Genomic DNA, 14,734 nt, shown 5'->3' on the forward strand with positions numbered 1-14,734 from the left:
TTTAACTTTATTTTTTAACACTATAATAAATAAAGTAAACAATATGATTATACCGATTCCTTACTCAAAATATGTAGACCACCTCATCACCCAAAATAAAACAATCCCCAATGAATTAACTAAATCACAGCTCCATATCTTGGCTGTTAACAATATTCAATCTCAATTAATAAAGAGCAAATCTATTGAAATGATTGATAAATTTTCAGCTCAGATCCAATGCGGTAATATTTCGGTTAAAAATCTAAGAAAAATTGGCGAGGGTAGCTACGGAAATGCATATCGTTTTGAAAATTACGTTATAAAAGTGCCAAAAAAACCAGACCAGTTCGCACCAGAGTACGCTACCTGCAAAAGAACTTCGCGTATATTAAATGAAATCAATGGTCATCATTTTTCCAGAGCCTCCACCTTACCCGATACAGGCCAACGTATTTTAATCACTAAATTTGTCGATGGTGAAGATGCCCAACCATTAGAAGCCTTTGATTTTATAAAATCTCACCAACGTATCCTTCATGATTTTTATGTACAGGGAAATGTGAAGAAAGATAAACAGGGTAAATTATATTTAATCGATGCTGATCAAGTCACTCTATCTTATCAAGGTCGACGAAATTCAATAGCAAGTGAAGAGTTTTATGAAGATTTTGAATGTTTTCGTGGAGAGGAGCTGGTGGTTCCCAAAAGAATGAAATCGCCGGAAAAATACAGTTTAGACAGAATATCTTGATGGTAATAAAAAGCCAGTATAACTAAGTCCGTCATACTGGCTGTATTTTTAAAGCAGTGGATGATTACTCAACCGTCACCGATTTAGCGAGGTTACGCGGTTGGTCTACGTCAGTCCCTTTGATTAAGGCGACATGATAAGACAGGAGTTGTAGAGGAACAGTATAGAAAATTGGTGCAATTAACTCTTCCACATGAGGTAGAGAAACAATTTTCATATTTTCGCTCGCTTCAAAACCTGCATCTTGGTCAGCAAACACATACAGTAAACCGCCACGCGCACGCACTTCTTCAATGTTAGATTTCAGCTTTTCTAGCAATTCGTTATTTGGTGCAACGATGATGACTGGCATATCCGCATCAATGAGTGCCAATGGACCATGTTTCAATTCGCCCGCAGCGTAAGCTTCTGCATGAATGTAAGAGATCTCTTTCAGCTTCAGTGCGCCTTCAACGGCAATAGGGAACTGGTCACCACGACCTAAAAACAGTGCATGGCTCTTATCAGAGAAATCTTCAGCTAATGCTTCAATCACTTTATCCTGAGATAACATGCTTTCAATGCGCGCTGGCAATGCATGCAGAGCCGTTGCGATACGCTCTTCTAACTCTGGTTTTGCCCCTTTGAGGCGGCCCATGTAAGCCACCAACATTAACAATACGGTTAGCTGGGTTGTGAATGCTTTCGTCGACGCAACACCAATTTCCGCACCGGCTTTGGTCATCAGGGAAAATTCAGATTCGCGAACTAATGAAGACGCACCCACGTTACAAATTGCCAGCGATGTTAAGTAACCTAGCTCTTTCGATAAACGTAGAGCCGCTAATGTATCCGCCGTTTCCCCTGATTGGGAAATGGTGATCATTAAGCTACCTTTACGGTGAGCGGGTTTACGGTAACGGTACTCTGACGCAATTTCAACATCACATGGAATACCAGCGAGTGATTCAAACCAGTAACGCGCAACCATACCTGCGTTATAGGAGGTTCCGCACGCTACGATTTGGATATGATCAACTTGAGATAGAATTTCGCTGGCTTTCGAACCTAATTCGCTCAGGTCGATGCCATTATTTTGGCTAAAACGCCCTTCAAGAGTGTTCTTAATTGCCATCGGCTGTTCATAAATCTCTTTTTGCATGTAATGGCGGTAAGCGCCTTTATCACCTGCATCGTATTGAACATTCGATTCAATCTGTTCACGCTCAACTGGTGCGCCTTGCTTATCAAAAATACGCACAGTGCGGCGAGTCACTTCAGCAATATCCCCTTCTTCAAGGTAGATAAAGCGACGGGTGACAGGCAATAACGCCAATTGGTCGGAAGCTAAGAAGTTTTCGCCAACACCAAGGCCGATAACCAGTGGGCTACCAGAACGCGCAGCAACGAGTAAATCAGGATTACGGCTATCCATAATCACAGTGCCATAAGCGCCACGTAATTGTGGGATCACTCGCTGAACCACTTCCAGTAATGTACCGCCTTGCTGCTGTTCATGATGAACAAGGTGCGCAATAACTTCGGTGTCAGTATCTGAACTGAAGATATAACCGAGTTTTTTCAGCGCTTCTTTCAGTTCTAAATAGTTTTCGATAATTCCGTTGTGAACAACGGCGATATAACCTGAGGTATGAGGGTGAGCATTACGCTCACTTGGAATACCATGAGTCGCCCAACGAGTATGCGCGATACCCGTTCCACCAGAAACAGGATTTTTTTCTGCTTCTTCCGCCAGCATTTGTACTTTACCGACTTCACGTAAGCGTTGCAGATGACCTTCATGATCAACCACCGCCATACCCGCAGAGTCATAACCACGGTATTCTAAACGGCGAAGACCTTCTAACAGAATTTCCGCGATATCACGTTGTGCGACAGCACCAACAATTCCACACATATTAAGTTATTCCTAAATAAAGGGGTTATTCCCCTCTTATTGTCGCAACCTGATTATTGTTCAGCTTTCGCTGTTCCCCAGCCTTGTAGAAACGGGGAATTTTATTGTTTTATTTGTTTGCTACTTTTGTAGCGATTTTTATATTAAAAAAACTGACCGACATTGCTTAGACTGCTAATTCTTAGATAACTAATTCGTTCATAGCTAATCATAGGAGAGACTTGAATATCTCTCCTCAATATTTACTTATGTTTTATTTACTTATTTTTTCTTTACTGGGCGCTGCCAGTTTTTAATGTGCGTCTGTTTCACGCGGCTCACCACCAGCTCACCTTCGTTAATATCACGAGTGACTGTAGTACCCGCTCCAATTGTAGCGCCATTAGCCACACTGACTGGGGCAACCAACTGAGTGTCTGATCCAACAAACACATCATCACCAATAACCGTTTTAAACTTATTCACACCATCATAGTTACAGGTAATCGTACCCGCACCGATATTCACGTTACTACCAATTTGTGCGTCACCTAGGTAGCTTAAATGCCCTGCTTTAGAGCCTAAGCCCAGAGACGCATTTTTCATTTCAACAAAGTTACCCACATGGGATTTCGCTGCTAATTTAGCACCTGGGCGTAAGCGAGCGAAAGGACCAACGGTACATTCCGTGGATAATTCAGAATTTTCAATCACAGAGTATGGGCTGATAATTGAGTTATCGCCAATCACACAGTTTTTAAGGACACAGCCAGTTTGGATCTGAACGTTATTACCCAGTGTTACGTTACCTTCGATGATCACGTTGGTGTCGATCACCACATCACGCCCATGAGTTAAGGTTCCGCGAATATCAAAACGGGCAGGGTCAATCAGCATCACGCCCGCTAACAGTAATTTTTCAGCTTGTTCTTTCTGGTAGATGCGCTCTAATGCAGCTAATTGCAGACGGTTATTCACCCCTTCCATTTCACTGAGATGGCTCGGATGCACAGTCGCAATTTTGTTACCTTCTTTATGAGCAAGCGCAATAATATCGGTAATGTAATACTCACCTTGGGCATTATTATTGTTCAGTTGGCTTAACCAGCGCTTAAAGTCTTTCCCGCTTGCCACCATAATACCCGTGTTGATTTCTTGGATTTTACGCTGCTCTTCGTTGGCATCTTTTTGCTCAATGATACCAACCACTTCACCATTTTCACGAATAATACGGCCATAACCCGCAGGGTTATCGAGAATAACAGTGAGTAAACCAATACCGCCTTCCGGCTTAGCTTCAACGAGTCGCTGTAATGTGTCTTTAGCGATCAGCGGTACATCGCCATACAGCATAACAATGTCTTCATCATCTTGGAAATGCGGTGCAGCTTGCTGCATAGCATGACCCGTACCCAATTGTTCTGCTTGTAGAACCCAATTGAGGTTTTGTTCACCCAGTTTTTCTTTCAGTAAATCACCGCCATGTCCGTATACCAGATGAATATCCGACGCACCGATTGATTTCGCAGTATCAATCACATGCTGAACCATTGGTTTACCTGCCAGCAAATGCAGAACTTTAGGTAAGTCTGAATACATCCGTGTGCCTTTACCGGCAGCTAAAATCACGACACTTTTTCTTTGCACAGTCATATTTTCCTGAAACTCCAACTTTGGGGTGAAAGTAAACCTATTTCCTGCATAAATTACTACATATTTCGCACAAATAAAAAAGCCAGTTAGTCAAACTAACTGGCTTTTTCTATATTGCTATCATTACATAAGCTTTTTAGTTAACTCGATAACTCGAAGTTTCGCTATTGCTTTTGCAAGTTCTGCTGATGCCTGAGCATAATCAACATCGCCGTGTGCTTTGCGGACATGTTCTTCCGCTTTGCGTTTAGCTTCCACTGCACGAGCTTCGTCTAAATCTTTACCACGGATCGCTGTATCAGCGAGTACGATAACGCCAGTTGGTTGAACTTCTAAAATACCGCCGGAGAGGTAAATTAGTTCTTCTTCACCAAACTGCTTCGTAATGCGCACCATGCCCGGTTTTATGGCAGTCAGCAGCGGGGTATGCTGCGGATAAATCCCCAACTCACCTTCACTACCTGTCACCTGAATTTTTTGTACTAAGCCTTCAAACATCTGTTTTTCCGCGCTTACTACTTTCAGGTAGTATGTCATTGCAGCTACCATATCAACCTCTCGTCAGATGGATTAAAGCTTTTTCGCTTTTTCCACAGCTTCTTCAATGGTACCAACCATGTAGAACGCTTGTTCTGGCAGGTGGTCGTAATCACCGTTCAGGATGCCGCTGAAGCCACGGATAGTGTCTTTCAGAGAAACGAACTTACCTGGTGAACCAGTAAAGACTTCTGCAACGAAGAATGGTTGAGACAGGAAGCGCTGGATCTTACGAGCACGAGCAACAACCAGTTTGTCTTCTTCAGACAGTTCGTCCATACCTAGGATTGCAATGATGTCTTTCAGTTCTTGGTAACGTTGCAGAATAGACTGAACGCCACGCGCAACATCATAGTGCTCTTGACCAACGACCAGTGGGTCTAATTGACGGCTAGTAGAATCCAGAGGGTCAACCGCAGGGTAGATACCCAGAGACGCGATTTGACGGCTCAGAACTACCGTTGCATCTAAGTGAGCAAAGGTTGTTGCTGGTGATGGGTCAGTCAAGTCATCCGCAGGAACGTAAACCGCTTGAACGGAAGTGATAGAACCAGTTTGAGTTGAGGTAATACGTTCTTGAAGAACACCCATCTCTTCCGCCAGCGTTGGTTGATAACCTACCGCTGATGGCATACGACCTAACAGTGCTGATACTTCAGTACCTGCCAGTGTATAACGATAAATGTTGTCAACGAACAGCAGTACGTCACGACCTTCGTCACGGAATTTTTCAGCCATAGTCAGACCAGTCAGCGCAACACGCAGACGGTTTCCTGGCGGCTCATTCATCTGGCCATAAACCAGTGATACTTTATCCAGAACGTTTGAGTCTGTCATTTCATGATAGAAGTCGTTACCTTCACGGGTACGCTCACCAACACCGGCGAACACTGAGTAACCTGAGTGCTCAATCGCGATGTTACGGATCAGTTCCATCATGTTTACGGTTTTACCAACACCCGCACCACCGAACAGACCTACTTTACCACCTTTCGCGAATGGACAGATTAAGTCCATTACTTTGATACCGGTTTCCAGCAGTTCAGTTGAGTTAGCTAATTCTTCGTAGCTTGGTGCAGCACGGTGAATAGACCAGCGCTCTTCTTCGCCGATATCACCTTTCATGTCGATTGGTTCACCCAGAACGTTCATGATACGTCCCAGAGTTGCTTTACCGACTGGTACTTCGATTGGGTGCTCTAAGTTTACAACTTCTAAACCACGGCTCAGACCATCTGATGTACCCATTGCGATACAACGGACAACACCACCACCTAACTGTTGTTGAACTTCCAACACCAGTTTTTCTTTACCGTTAATAACCTCAAGAGCATCGTACACTTTTGGTACGTTATCTTGAGGGAACTCGACGTCCACAACGGCGCCGATTACCTGGATAATCTTTCCAGTAGCCATCTTGAATCCTCTACGTAATTCGTAAACCTAGCTGTTAAACCGCGGCAGCACCAGAAACGATCTCGGTCAGTTCCTGAGTAATGCTGGCCTGACGAGCTTTGTTGTAAACCAACTGCAACTCTTTGATCAGGTTTCCACCGTTATCTGTAGCGGCTTTCATCGCTACCATTCGAGCGGCCTGCTCACTAGCTAGGTTTTCAACGACGCCCTGATAAACCTGCGACTCGATATAACGACGCAGCAGGGTATCCAGCAACGCCTTAGGATCGGGTTCATATAAATAATCCCAAGATTTCTTCTTCAGCGTTTCGTCATCGCTTGCAGGCAATGGCAGTAACTGAAGAATCGTTGGCTCTTGAGACATTGTATTGACGAACTTGTTGTTCACCACATACAGTTTATCTAAACGCCCTTCATCATAGGCTTGTAGCATAGAGTTAACTGGGCCAATCAAGTCAGAAAGGGTTGGGTTATCACCCATTCCGGTTACTTGCGAAACGACATTGCCGCCTACAGAACCGAAGAATGCTACCGCTTTAGAACCGATTAAAGCCAAATCAACCTGAACGTTTTTCTCAGACCACGTTTTCATGTCTGCCAGCAGTTTTTTGAACAGGTTAACGTTCAAACCACCACACAGACCACGGTCTGTTGAAACAACCAAATACCCGACGCGCTTAACTTCACGCTCTTCGAGATATGGATGTTTATATTCCAGATTACCTAATGCAAGGTGACCAATCACACTGCGCATGGTTTCTGCATAAGGACGGCTGGCCGCCATGCGTTCCTGCGTTTTACGCATTTTGGACGCCGCGACCATTTCCATCGCTTTAGTGATTTTCTGCGTGTTTTGCACGCTTCCAATCTTGGAACGTATCTCTTTTGCGCCGGCCATTTCTGCTTCTCCTTATTAACCAGACGGCCCATAAAAATTCACGGGCCGAATAGTATTACCAGGACTGGGTGGCTTTGAATGACTCGAGCAGTTTATTCAACTTAGCTTCGATATCATCGTTATATTTGCCCGCCAGACCAATTTCGTTCATAAGGTCAGCATGCTCGCGCTGTGCAAATGAAACTAATGCAGCTTCGAATGCACCAATTTTTGCTAACTCAACATCGTCCAGATATCCACGCTCTGCAGCGAACAGAGACAGTGCCTGCTCTGCTACTGACATTGGTGCATACTGTTTCTGTTTCAGCAGTTCAGTTACTTTCTGACCATGGCTCAACTGTTTACGAGTTGCGTCATCGAGGTCGGAAGCAAACTGAGCAAACGCTGCCAGTTCACGGTATTGAGCCAGTGCTGTACGGATACCACCAGACAGTTTCTTAATGATTTTAGTCTGAGCAGCACCACCAACACGAGATACTGAAATACCTGGGTTAACCGCTGGACGAATACCAGAGTTAAACAGGTTAGATTCCAGGAAGATCTGACCATCTGTAATCGAAATTACGTTTGTTGGTACGAATGCAGAAACATCACCCGCTTGAGTTTCAATGATTGGCAGAGCAGTCAATGAACCTGTTTTACCTTTCACTTCACCTTTCGTGAATGCTTCTACGTAATCAGCGTTAACGCGAGCAGCACGCTCAAGTAAACGTGAGTGCAGATAGAAAACATCACCAGGGTATGCTTCACGTCCAGGTGGACGACGCAGTAACAGTGAAATTTGACGGTATGCGACAGCCTGTTTAGACAGGTCATCATAAACGATCAGCGCATCTTCACCGCGGTCACGGAAATATTCACCCATCGCGCAGCCAGAGTATGGTGCTAAGTATTGCAGTGCAGCTGATTCAGATGCAGTTGCAACAACAACAATGGTATTTTCCAGAGCGCCGTGCTCTTCCAGTTTACGTACTACGTTAGAAATAGTTGATGCTTTCTGTCCGATAGCAACGTAAACACATTTGATGCCAGAATCACGTTGGTTGATGATTGCATCGATCGCCAGAGCTGTTTTACCAGTTTGACGGTCACCGATGACAAGCTCACGCTGACCACGGCCGATTGGAATCATCGCATCGACTGATTTATAACCAGTCTGTACTGGTTGATCAACTGATTGACGGTCGATAACACCCGGAGCAATAACTTCTACAGGAGAGAAGCCATCGTGCTCAACAGGACCTTTACCATCAATTGGTTGACCCAGAGTATTCACTACACGTCCTAACAGGCCACGGCCTACTGGAACTTCAAGAATACGACCAGTACATTTAACTTTCATGCCTTCTGCTAAATCAGCATAAGGACCCATCACAACAGCACCAACAGAGTCACGCTCTAAGTTCAGTGCGATTGCGTAACGGTTGCCAGGCAGTGCGATCATTTCACCCTGCATGACTTCGGCTAAACCGTGAATACGAATGATACCGTCGTTAACGGAAACAATCGTACCTTCATTGTGAGCTTCACTCACAACATCGAACTGAGCAATACGCTGTTTGATCAGTTCGCTGATTTCGGTGGAATTCAGTTGCATATGCTCCAGTCCCCTTAAGACTGCAAGACGTCAGTTAAACGCTCTAAGCGACCGCGGACACTTCCGTCAATGACGAGGTCTCCAGCACGAATGATCACTCCAGCAATAACAGACTTATCAATTTTGCAATTCAGCTTAACTTTGCGTGACAGACGTTTTTCCATCGCTGCAGAAATTTTAGCTGACTGCTGTTCACTCAGTTCGTTCGCAGAAAGAACATCAACTTCAACAGTTGATTCCAGCGTATCGCGCAATTGAATAAATTGAGCTAATACTTCTGGCATCGTTGTTAAACGACCGTTTTCCGCCATAACACGAATCAGATTTTGAACATGCTCGTCAATTTCATCTCCACAAACAGAGATAAACGTTTTAGCTAATGTTTCTGGTGCAATAGAACCAGAAAGCAGCTCACCAACCTGTGCATTGCGCGTCACCTCAGAGGTGAAGGCCAGCATTTCTTGCCATTTAGCAACAGCTTGGTTTTCCACAGCAAAGTCAAAAGCTGCTTTGGCGTAGGGGCGAGCTACAGTAGCGATTTCAGACATGCCCCTCCCTCCTTACAGTTCAGCGACTAGTTTATCAACGATGTCGCTGTTAGCAGCTTCATCCACGGAACGTTCGATGATCTTCTCGGCACCTGCGATAGCAAGCATCGCAACCTGTTTACGTAACTCTTCACGTGCACGTTTACGCTCAGCATCAATTTCAGCTTGCGCTTGTGCTACGATTTTTGCACGTTCTGCTTCTGCTTCCGCTTTAGCTTCATCAATCATTTGAGTGCGTTGTTTATTCGCTTGCTCGATGATGACTTGAGCTTCAGCTTTCGCTTTTTTCAGTCGGTCGGTTGCGTCGGTTTGCGCCAGTTCCAGGTTCTTTTTAGCACGTTCTGCGGAAGATAAACCGTCAGCAATTTCTTTTTGACGTTTTTCTATGGCCGCCATAATTGGTGGCCATACATACTTCATACAGAACAAAACAAACAGGACAAACGCGATAGCCTGGCCGAGGATTGTTGCATTTAGATTCACAGACAATACCTCTTATTTATTAGTTAGTTAATGTTCTTAATATGTGCCGTAACGTTAATTAGGCAACAGCGAACATTACATATAAGCCCAGACCAACAGCAATCATCGGAATAGCATCGACCAGACCCATTACGATAAAGAACTGTGTACGCAGCAGAGGAATTAAATCTGGCTGACGAGCAGCGCCTTCTAAAAATTTACCACCTAGGATGCCGATACCGATCGCAGCACCGATCGCCGCTAAACCCATCATAATAGCGGCAGCCATGTACAGCAGATCCATACTCAGGTTTTCCATGACAGTCTCCAGTTTGTTTCAGTTAATACAATTATTGATAATAAAATTAGTGCTCTTCAGATGCCATCGACAGATAGACAACAGTCAGAACCATAAAAATAAAGGCTTGTAGCGTAATAATCAGTATGTGGAAGATAGCCCAAGGCAGGCTTAACAACCACTGTGACCACCACGGAAGCAGAGCCGCGATAAGAATAAAGATCAATTCACCTGCATACATGTTACCAAACAGTCGCAGACCGAGTGATACAGGTTTTGACAGCAGGCTAACCCCTTCAAGAATCAAGTTTACAGGGATAAATACCGGATGGTTGAAAGGCTGCATAGTGAGCTCTTTCGTGAATCCGCCAATTCCTTTCATCTTGATGCTGTAAAAGATTATTAGGATAAACACACCAATTGCCATCGACATCGTGATACTTACATCTGCGGTTGGAACAATACGCAGAGCAGGTAAACCTAAATAGTGCTCACCGATGTATGGGATGAAATCAATTGGAAGTAGATCCAGAAGGTTCATTAAAAATACCCAGACGAACACTGTTAATGCCAGAGGGGCAATAACTTTGCTCTTCCCGTGATACATATCACGGACTGAGTTATCAACGAAACCAATGATCAGTTCTATTGCAGTCTGTAACTTACCGGGTACGCCACTAGTCGCATTGGCTGCAACTTTTCTAAATAGCCACAGGAATAAAGCCCCGAGAACTACTGAGAAAAAAAGCGAGTCAATGTTTAACGCCCAAAACGTTGGACTAGCGTGGGGATCGACCAACTCAAAGGTACGTAGATCCAGCTGAAGGTTTCTCAGATGGTGACCTATGTACTCATTTGTAGTCATCACTTCTCCTGATGCAGACATGATGCCTCTTACCCTTTTGTAGTTTAAAAATACTTACCGTTTTACAACGGCTGGTGCAACAATCTGAACAATCAGCACCGCTAAATAGGTCAAACCCAGTGGTGTTAGTGACGCTTTAAACACACCAAAAGCAACAACTAAGACAGTAATTGTTGTAACAACCTTTAACCCTGCTCCTAATGCAAAGAACCAGGCTATGCGGATAGGTTCATCCTCTTCTTTTGCTTTTTGAAAGCGTGATAGCAGCATAAATACGATATTTGGTAACCAGCATGCTAACCCACCAGCAAGAGCAGAGGCCCCCCATTCTATACTATTTGCACAGAAAGCCCCACTGAGGATTACAAAAGTTATTAACTGAATAGACAGTTGCTTAGTCGCATTACTGCCATAAAGGGAAACAAACATAACTTGTGTACTCCCAGCTCTCTCAGCCTAAGAAACGCTAAGGGTTGTATAAAACTGCCTTTGCTTAAATGTGTCAAGAGACAAAAACGTGCAAATTATACGGGCAGGCGAAATGAATTCAATCAGTAAGTAGCGAAAAGGTGAATAAATATTTAATTTTTTCGAGATAGCGCAGAATTAAGACAGGTGAGATTAATAATTTATTAACGATTAGTCGCCTAAAAATAACTTTATGTGATTAAGATCACAACAAATAGTAATCTCTTGATTAATAACCACACTCTTTATCTGGTTAGGAACCTATTTTTAAGCCATAAATCAAATAATTAAACTTGTTATTTTTTACACAAAAAATAGCAAATGATAATTTGAATATTTCATTATTAATGCTAAAACGATTTAGTAAAAATATTAGATTGGGAATATTATTACCCTTAACGTGATTATTTTTGATATATATTGGTTAATATCATGTAAATAATAAGTGAATTTAAAATAATTTTATTTTAATTAAATATAAAAATAGCCGTAACATTGTAAATGTACGGCTACCGCTCTAAAAGATAAAATAATTTTGCTCACAATTAAGTTATTTTTTTAATAGCTTAACCAAGTGCCGTTGCTCATCCAATTCAGGAATTTTTAGCTCTGTGATTGACTCAATTTCAAAACCCTCAGGGAGCTGCGCTAACTCTTCATCACGAACCACGCCTTTTAAGGCATAAAAGCGCCCTTCTTTCGCGGGAAGATGATGACACCAGCTCAACATGTCATTAAGTGAAGCAAAAGCTCGGCTGATAACCCCATCAAATCCCTCATTGGCAGGATACTCTTCCACTCTAAATTGCACAGGTTCAATATTCGTCAGACCGAGTTCATGTTGAACCTGCTTAAGAAAGCGTACACGCTTCCCTAAGCTATCAAGCAATACAAAGTGAGCATCTGGACGGACAATGGCCAAAGGAACGCCAGGAAGCCCAGGACCGGTTCCTACGTCGATAAATTTGTTACCCTTGAGATGTCCGTTCACCACGATGCTGTCCATGATGTGGCGAACTAACATTTGTTCAGGCTCACGTACCGACGTCAAATTGTAGGCTTTGTTCCATTTGTGCAGTAAGCCAACATAATCAACTAATTGCTGTTTTTGCTTATCCGTCAGTTGGATATCGGCTTTTGCCAATAGCTTTGTCAGTTTGCTGAGTAAATCCATATTATGCACTCCGACGTAGCATGCCTTGCTTCTTCAGCCAAACAAGCAGAATCGAAATTGCTGCTGGTGTGATCCCTGAAATACGTGAAGCCTGACCGATAGAAGTTGGTTTGTGATCATTCAGCTTCGCCATAACTTCGTTCGAGAGACCTTTGACTTGTTTGTAATCTAAATCCACAGGAAGCAACGTGTTTTCATTACGTAATTGACGCTCGATCTCTTCTTGTTGACGTGCAATATAGCCTTCATATTTCACTTGAATTTCAACTTGATCTGCAGCTTGAGGATCTTCAACGCCTGGAGCAAACAAATCCAACGAAGTCAGCATTTGATACGTCATTTCAGGACGGCGTAGTAAATCTTCACCATTCGCTTCTTTGGATAATGGCACGGTCAAAATTTGGTCAATTTCTTCATGGTTATCTGATTTAGGGTGAACCCAAATGTCTTTTAAGCGTTGACGTTCTTTTTCGATCAATTCGACTTTTCGGTTGAAGTGTTCCCAACGAACATCGTCAACTAAGCCTAATTCACGACCTTTTTCAGTTAAACGTAAGTCCGCATTATCTTCACGTAACATCAAACGGTATTCCGCACGCGAAGTGAACATGCGGTACGGTTCTTTGGTTCCTAATGTGCACAGATCGTCAACCAGTACGCCCACATAGGCTTGGTCACGACGTGGGAACCAACCATCTAAGCCAAACGCGTGTTGTGCAGCATTCAGACCCGCTAATAAGCCTTGTGCTGCGGCTTCTTCATAACCTGTGGTTCCGTTAATTTGACCAGCAAAGAACAAGCCTTCAATAAATTTGCTTTCCAGCGTTTGTTTCAGATCTCGTGGGTCAAAGAAATCGTACTCAATAGCGTAGCCAGGTCGAATGATCCTTGCATTTTCCATCCCTTTCATAGAATGGACAATTTGCATTTGTACATCAAATGGCAGGCTGGTGGAGATCCCATTAGGGTAAATTTCGTTACTTGTTAAACCTTCTGGTTCTAAAAAGATCTGGTGAGCGTTTTTATCTGCAAAGCGCATCACTTTGTCTTCAATTGAAGGGCAGTAACGAGGACCTATCCCTTCGATGATCCCTGCATACATAGGGCTGCGATCTAAGTTATTACGGATCACATCATGGGTTTGTTCATTGGTATAGGTGATGTAACAAGGCACTTGCTGTGGATGCTGCTCTTGTGAACCTAAAAATGAGAATACAGGCATTGGGTCGTCACCTAGCTGTTGTGCCAGTTGACTGAAATCGATCGTTCTTGCATCAATACGTGGTGGTGTCCCAGTTTTTAAACGATTTACACGTAATGGTAATTCTCTTAAGCGTTGAGATAACGTAATGGCTGGAGGATCTCCTGCACGACCACCACTGTAATTTTCTAAACCAATGTGAATTTTTCCATCAAGGAAAGTACCCACAGTCAATACCACAGCTTTGGCTTTAAATTTTAAGCCCATGCGAGTAACAGCTCCGGTTACTCGGTTGTTTTCAACAATCAGATCTTCAACAGGTTGTTGGAAGATCATCAAGTTTGGTTGATTTTCTAATGCCGTTCTAACCGCTTGGCGATATAGCACGCGGTCTGCTTGTGCTCGAGTTGCACGAACAGCAGGACCTTTGCTTGCATTGAGCGTTCTAAATTGAATACCCGCTTTATCTGTTGCGGTTGCCATTAAACCACCAAGGGCATCAATTTCTCTTACCAGATGTCCCTTACCGATCCCACCGATGGCTGGGTTGCAAGACATCTGGCCCAATGTATCAATATTGTGAGTCAGTAATAGGGTTTGACGCCCCATACGTGCAGCTGCCATTGCTGCCTCAGTACCGGCATGACCACCACCAATTACGATGACGTCAAATTGCTCTGGATAAAACATGTGTGAACCTTAACGTTAGAAAATGCGGATTCTGCATTCGAGGAGTGAATTCTACTCAAGTTTGTTGGGGAGACCAAGCCCTGACCTCCCGCCTATATAATATAAAGATCTTTTTTATTTAAAGATCTCTTTATTAGATCTTTTATTAGGATCGACCATTTCTGTGGATAAGTGATTTTTCACTTTAAAGATCATCAAAGTGTAAAGGATCATATACTGTGAATGATCCGTGATCCTATTGCGTATAAGCTGGGATCTAAATAGGGACTTATGCACAGGCCTTGAACGACCTAAAACTTATAATCTGGATAACTACCG

General features: G+C 43.4%; 14 protein-coding genes. 1 reads left to right on the top strand and 13 read right to left on the bottom strand.

The features are described from left to right. The first annotated feature begins 43 nt into the window (after window positions 1-43). Complete coding sequence (locus tag PR766_RS15745) at window positions 44-733, top strand: hypothetical protein (RefSeq protein WP_154635898.1); 690 nt, start codon at window positions 44-46, stop codon at window positions 731-733. Between the two features lie 64 nt (window positions 734-797). On the opposite strand, the gene glmS is transcribed toward PR766_RS15745, so the two are convergent. The 13 genes from glmS to mnmG form a co-directional block, all read right to left on the bottom strand. After that, on the bottom strand, window positions 798-2,630 hold the full coding sequence (gene glmS, locus PR766_RS15750; protein WP_154635899.1) for a glutamine--fructose-6-phosphate transaminase (isomerizing): 1,833 nt from the start codon (window positions 2,628-2,630) through the stop codon (window positions 798-800). Between the two features lie 261 nt (window positions 2,631-2,891). Beyond that, window positions 2,892-4,262 carry a bifunctional UDP-N-acetylglucosamine diphosphorylase/glucosamine-1-phosphate N-acetyltransferase GlmU gene (gene glmU / locus PR766_RS15755; protein ID WP_006660645.1) on the bottom strand — a complete coding sequence of 457 codons (1,371 nt, stop codon included), beginning with the start codon at window positions 4,260-4,262 and terminating at the stop codon, window positions 2,892-2,894. A gap of 123 nt (window positions 4,263-4,385) precedes the next feature. Further along, window positions 4,386-4,811: a F0F1 ATP synthase subunit epsilon gene (locus PR766_RS15760; protein WP_006660646.1), complete on the bottom strand. Its 426-nt coding sequence runs from the start codon at window positions 4,809-4,811 to the stop codon at window positions 4,386-4,388. 21 nt (window positions 4,812-4,832) lie between these two features. Continuing rightward, entirely contained in the window at window positions 4,833-6,215 is a 1,383-nt protein-coding gene (gene atpD / locus PR766_RS15765) for a F0F1 ATP synthase subunit beta (protein ID WP_006660647.1), read from the bottom strand. A 34-nt stretch (window positions 6,216-6,249) separates the two neighbouring features. Next, window positions 6,250-7,113, bottom strand: a complete 864-nt coding sequence (gene atpG, locus PR766_RS15770; RefSeq protein ID WP_006660648.1) for a F0F1 ATP synthase subunit gamma — start codon at window positions 7,111-7,113, stop codon at window positions 6,250-6,252. Window positions 7,114-7,168: 55 nt separating this feature from the next. Further along, window positions 7,169-8,710: a F0F1 ATP synthase subunit alpha gene (gene atpA / locus PR766_RS15775; protein ID WP_006660649.1), complete on the bottom strand. Its 1,542-nt coding sequence runs from the start codon at window positions 8,708-8,710 to the stop codon at window positions 7,169-7,171. Between the two features lie 14 nt (window positions 8,711-8,724). Further along, the gene (atpH, locus tag PR766_RS15780; RefSeq protein WP_006660650.1) at window positions 8,725-9,258 is read right to left on the bottom strand and encodes a F0F1 ATP synthase subunit delta; all 534 of its coding nucleotides are present in this window, start codon (window positions 9,256-9,258) and stop codon (window positions 8,725-8,727) included. A gap of 12 nt (window positions 9,259-9,270) precedes the next feature. After that, window positions 9,271-9,741, bottom strand: coding sequence for a F0F1 ATP synthase subunit B (gene atpF, locus PR766_RS15785; protein WP_006660651.1), 471 nt, complete (start codon window positions 9,739-9,741; stop codon window positions 9,271-9,273). A gap of 58 nt (window positions 9,742-9,799) precedes the next feature. Then, window positions 9,800-10,039 carry a F0F1 ATP synthase subunit C gene (gene atpE / locus PR766_RS15790; protein WP_004246596.1) on the bottom strand — a complete coding sequence of 80 codons (240 nt, stop codon included), beginning with the start codon at window positions 10,037-10,039 and terminating at the stop codon, window positions 9,800-9,802. Window positions 10,040-10,085: 46 nt separating this feature from the next. Next, entirely contained in the window at window positions 10,086-10,904 is an 819-nt protein-coding gene (atpB, locus tag PR766_RS15795) for a F0F1 ATP synthase subunit A (protein WP_006660652.1), read from the bottom strand. 33 nt (window positions 10,905-10,937) lie between these two features. Then, window positions 10,938-11,312, bottom strand: a complete 375-nt coding sequence (gene atpI / locus PR766_RS15800; protein WP_006660653.1) for a F0F1 ATP synthase subunit I — start codon at window positions 11,310-11,312, stop codon at window positions 10,938-10,940. Window positions 11,313-11,901: 589 nt separating this feature from the next. Further along, entirely contained in the window at window positions 11,902-12,525 is a 624-nt protein-coding gene (rsmG, locus tag PR766_RS15805; RefSeq protein WP_006660654.1) for a 16S rRNA (guanine(527)-N(7))-methyltransferase RsmG, read from the bottom strand. Between the two features lies 1 nt (window position 12,526). Further along, the gene (mnmG, locus tag PR766_RS15810) at window positions 12,527-14,416 is read right to left on the bottom strand and encodes a tRNA uridine-5-carboxymethylaminomethyl(34) synthesis enzyme MnmG (protein ID WP_154635900.1); all 1,890 of its coding nucleotides are present in this window, start codon (window positions 14,414-14,416) and stop codon (window positions 12,527-12,529) included. Between the last annotated feature and the right edge of the window lie 318 nt (window positions 14,417-14,734).

The organism is Providencia sp. PROV208 (assembly GCF_028479465.1).
GTDB classification, from domain to species: domain Bacteria; phylum Pseudomonadota; class Gammaproteobacteria; order Enterobacterales; family Enterobacteriaceae; genus Providencia; species Providencia alcalifaciens.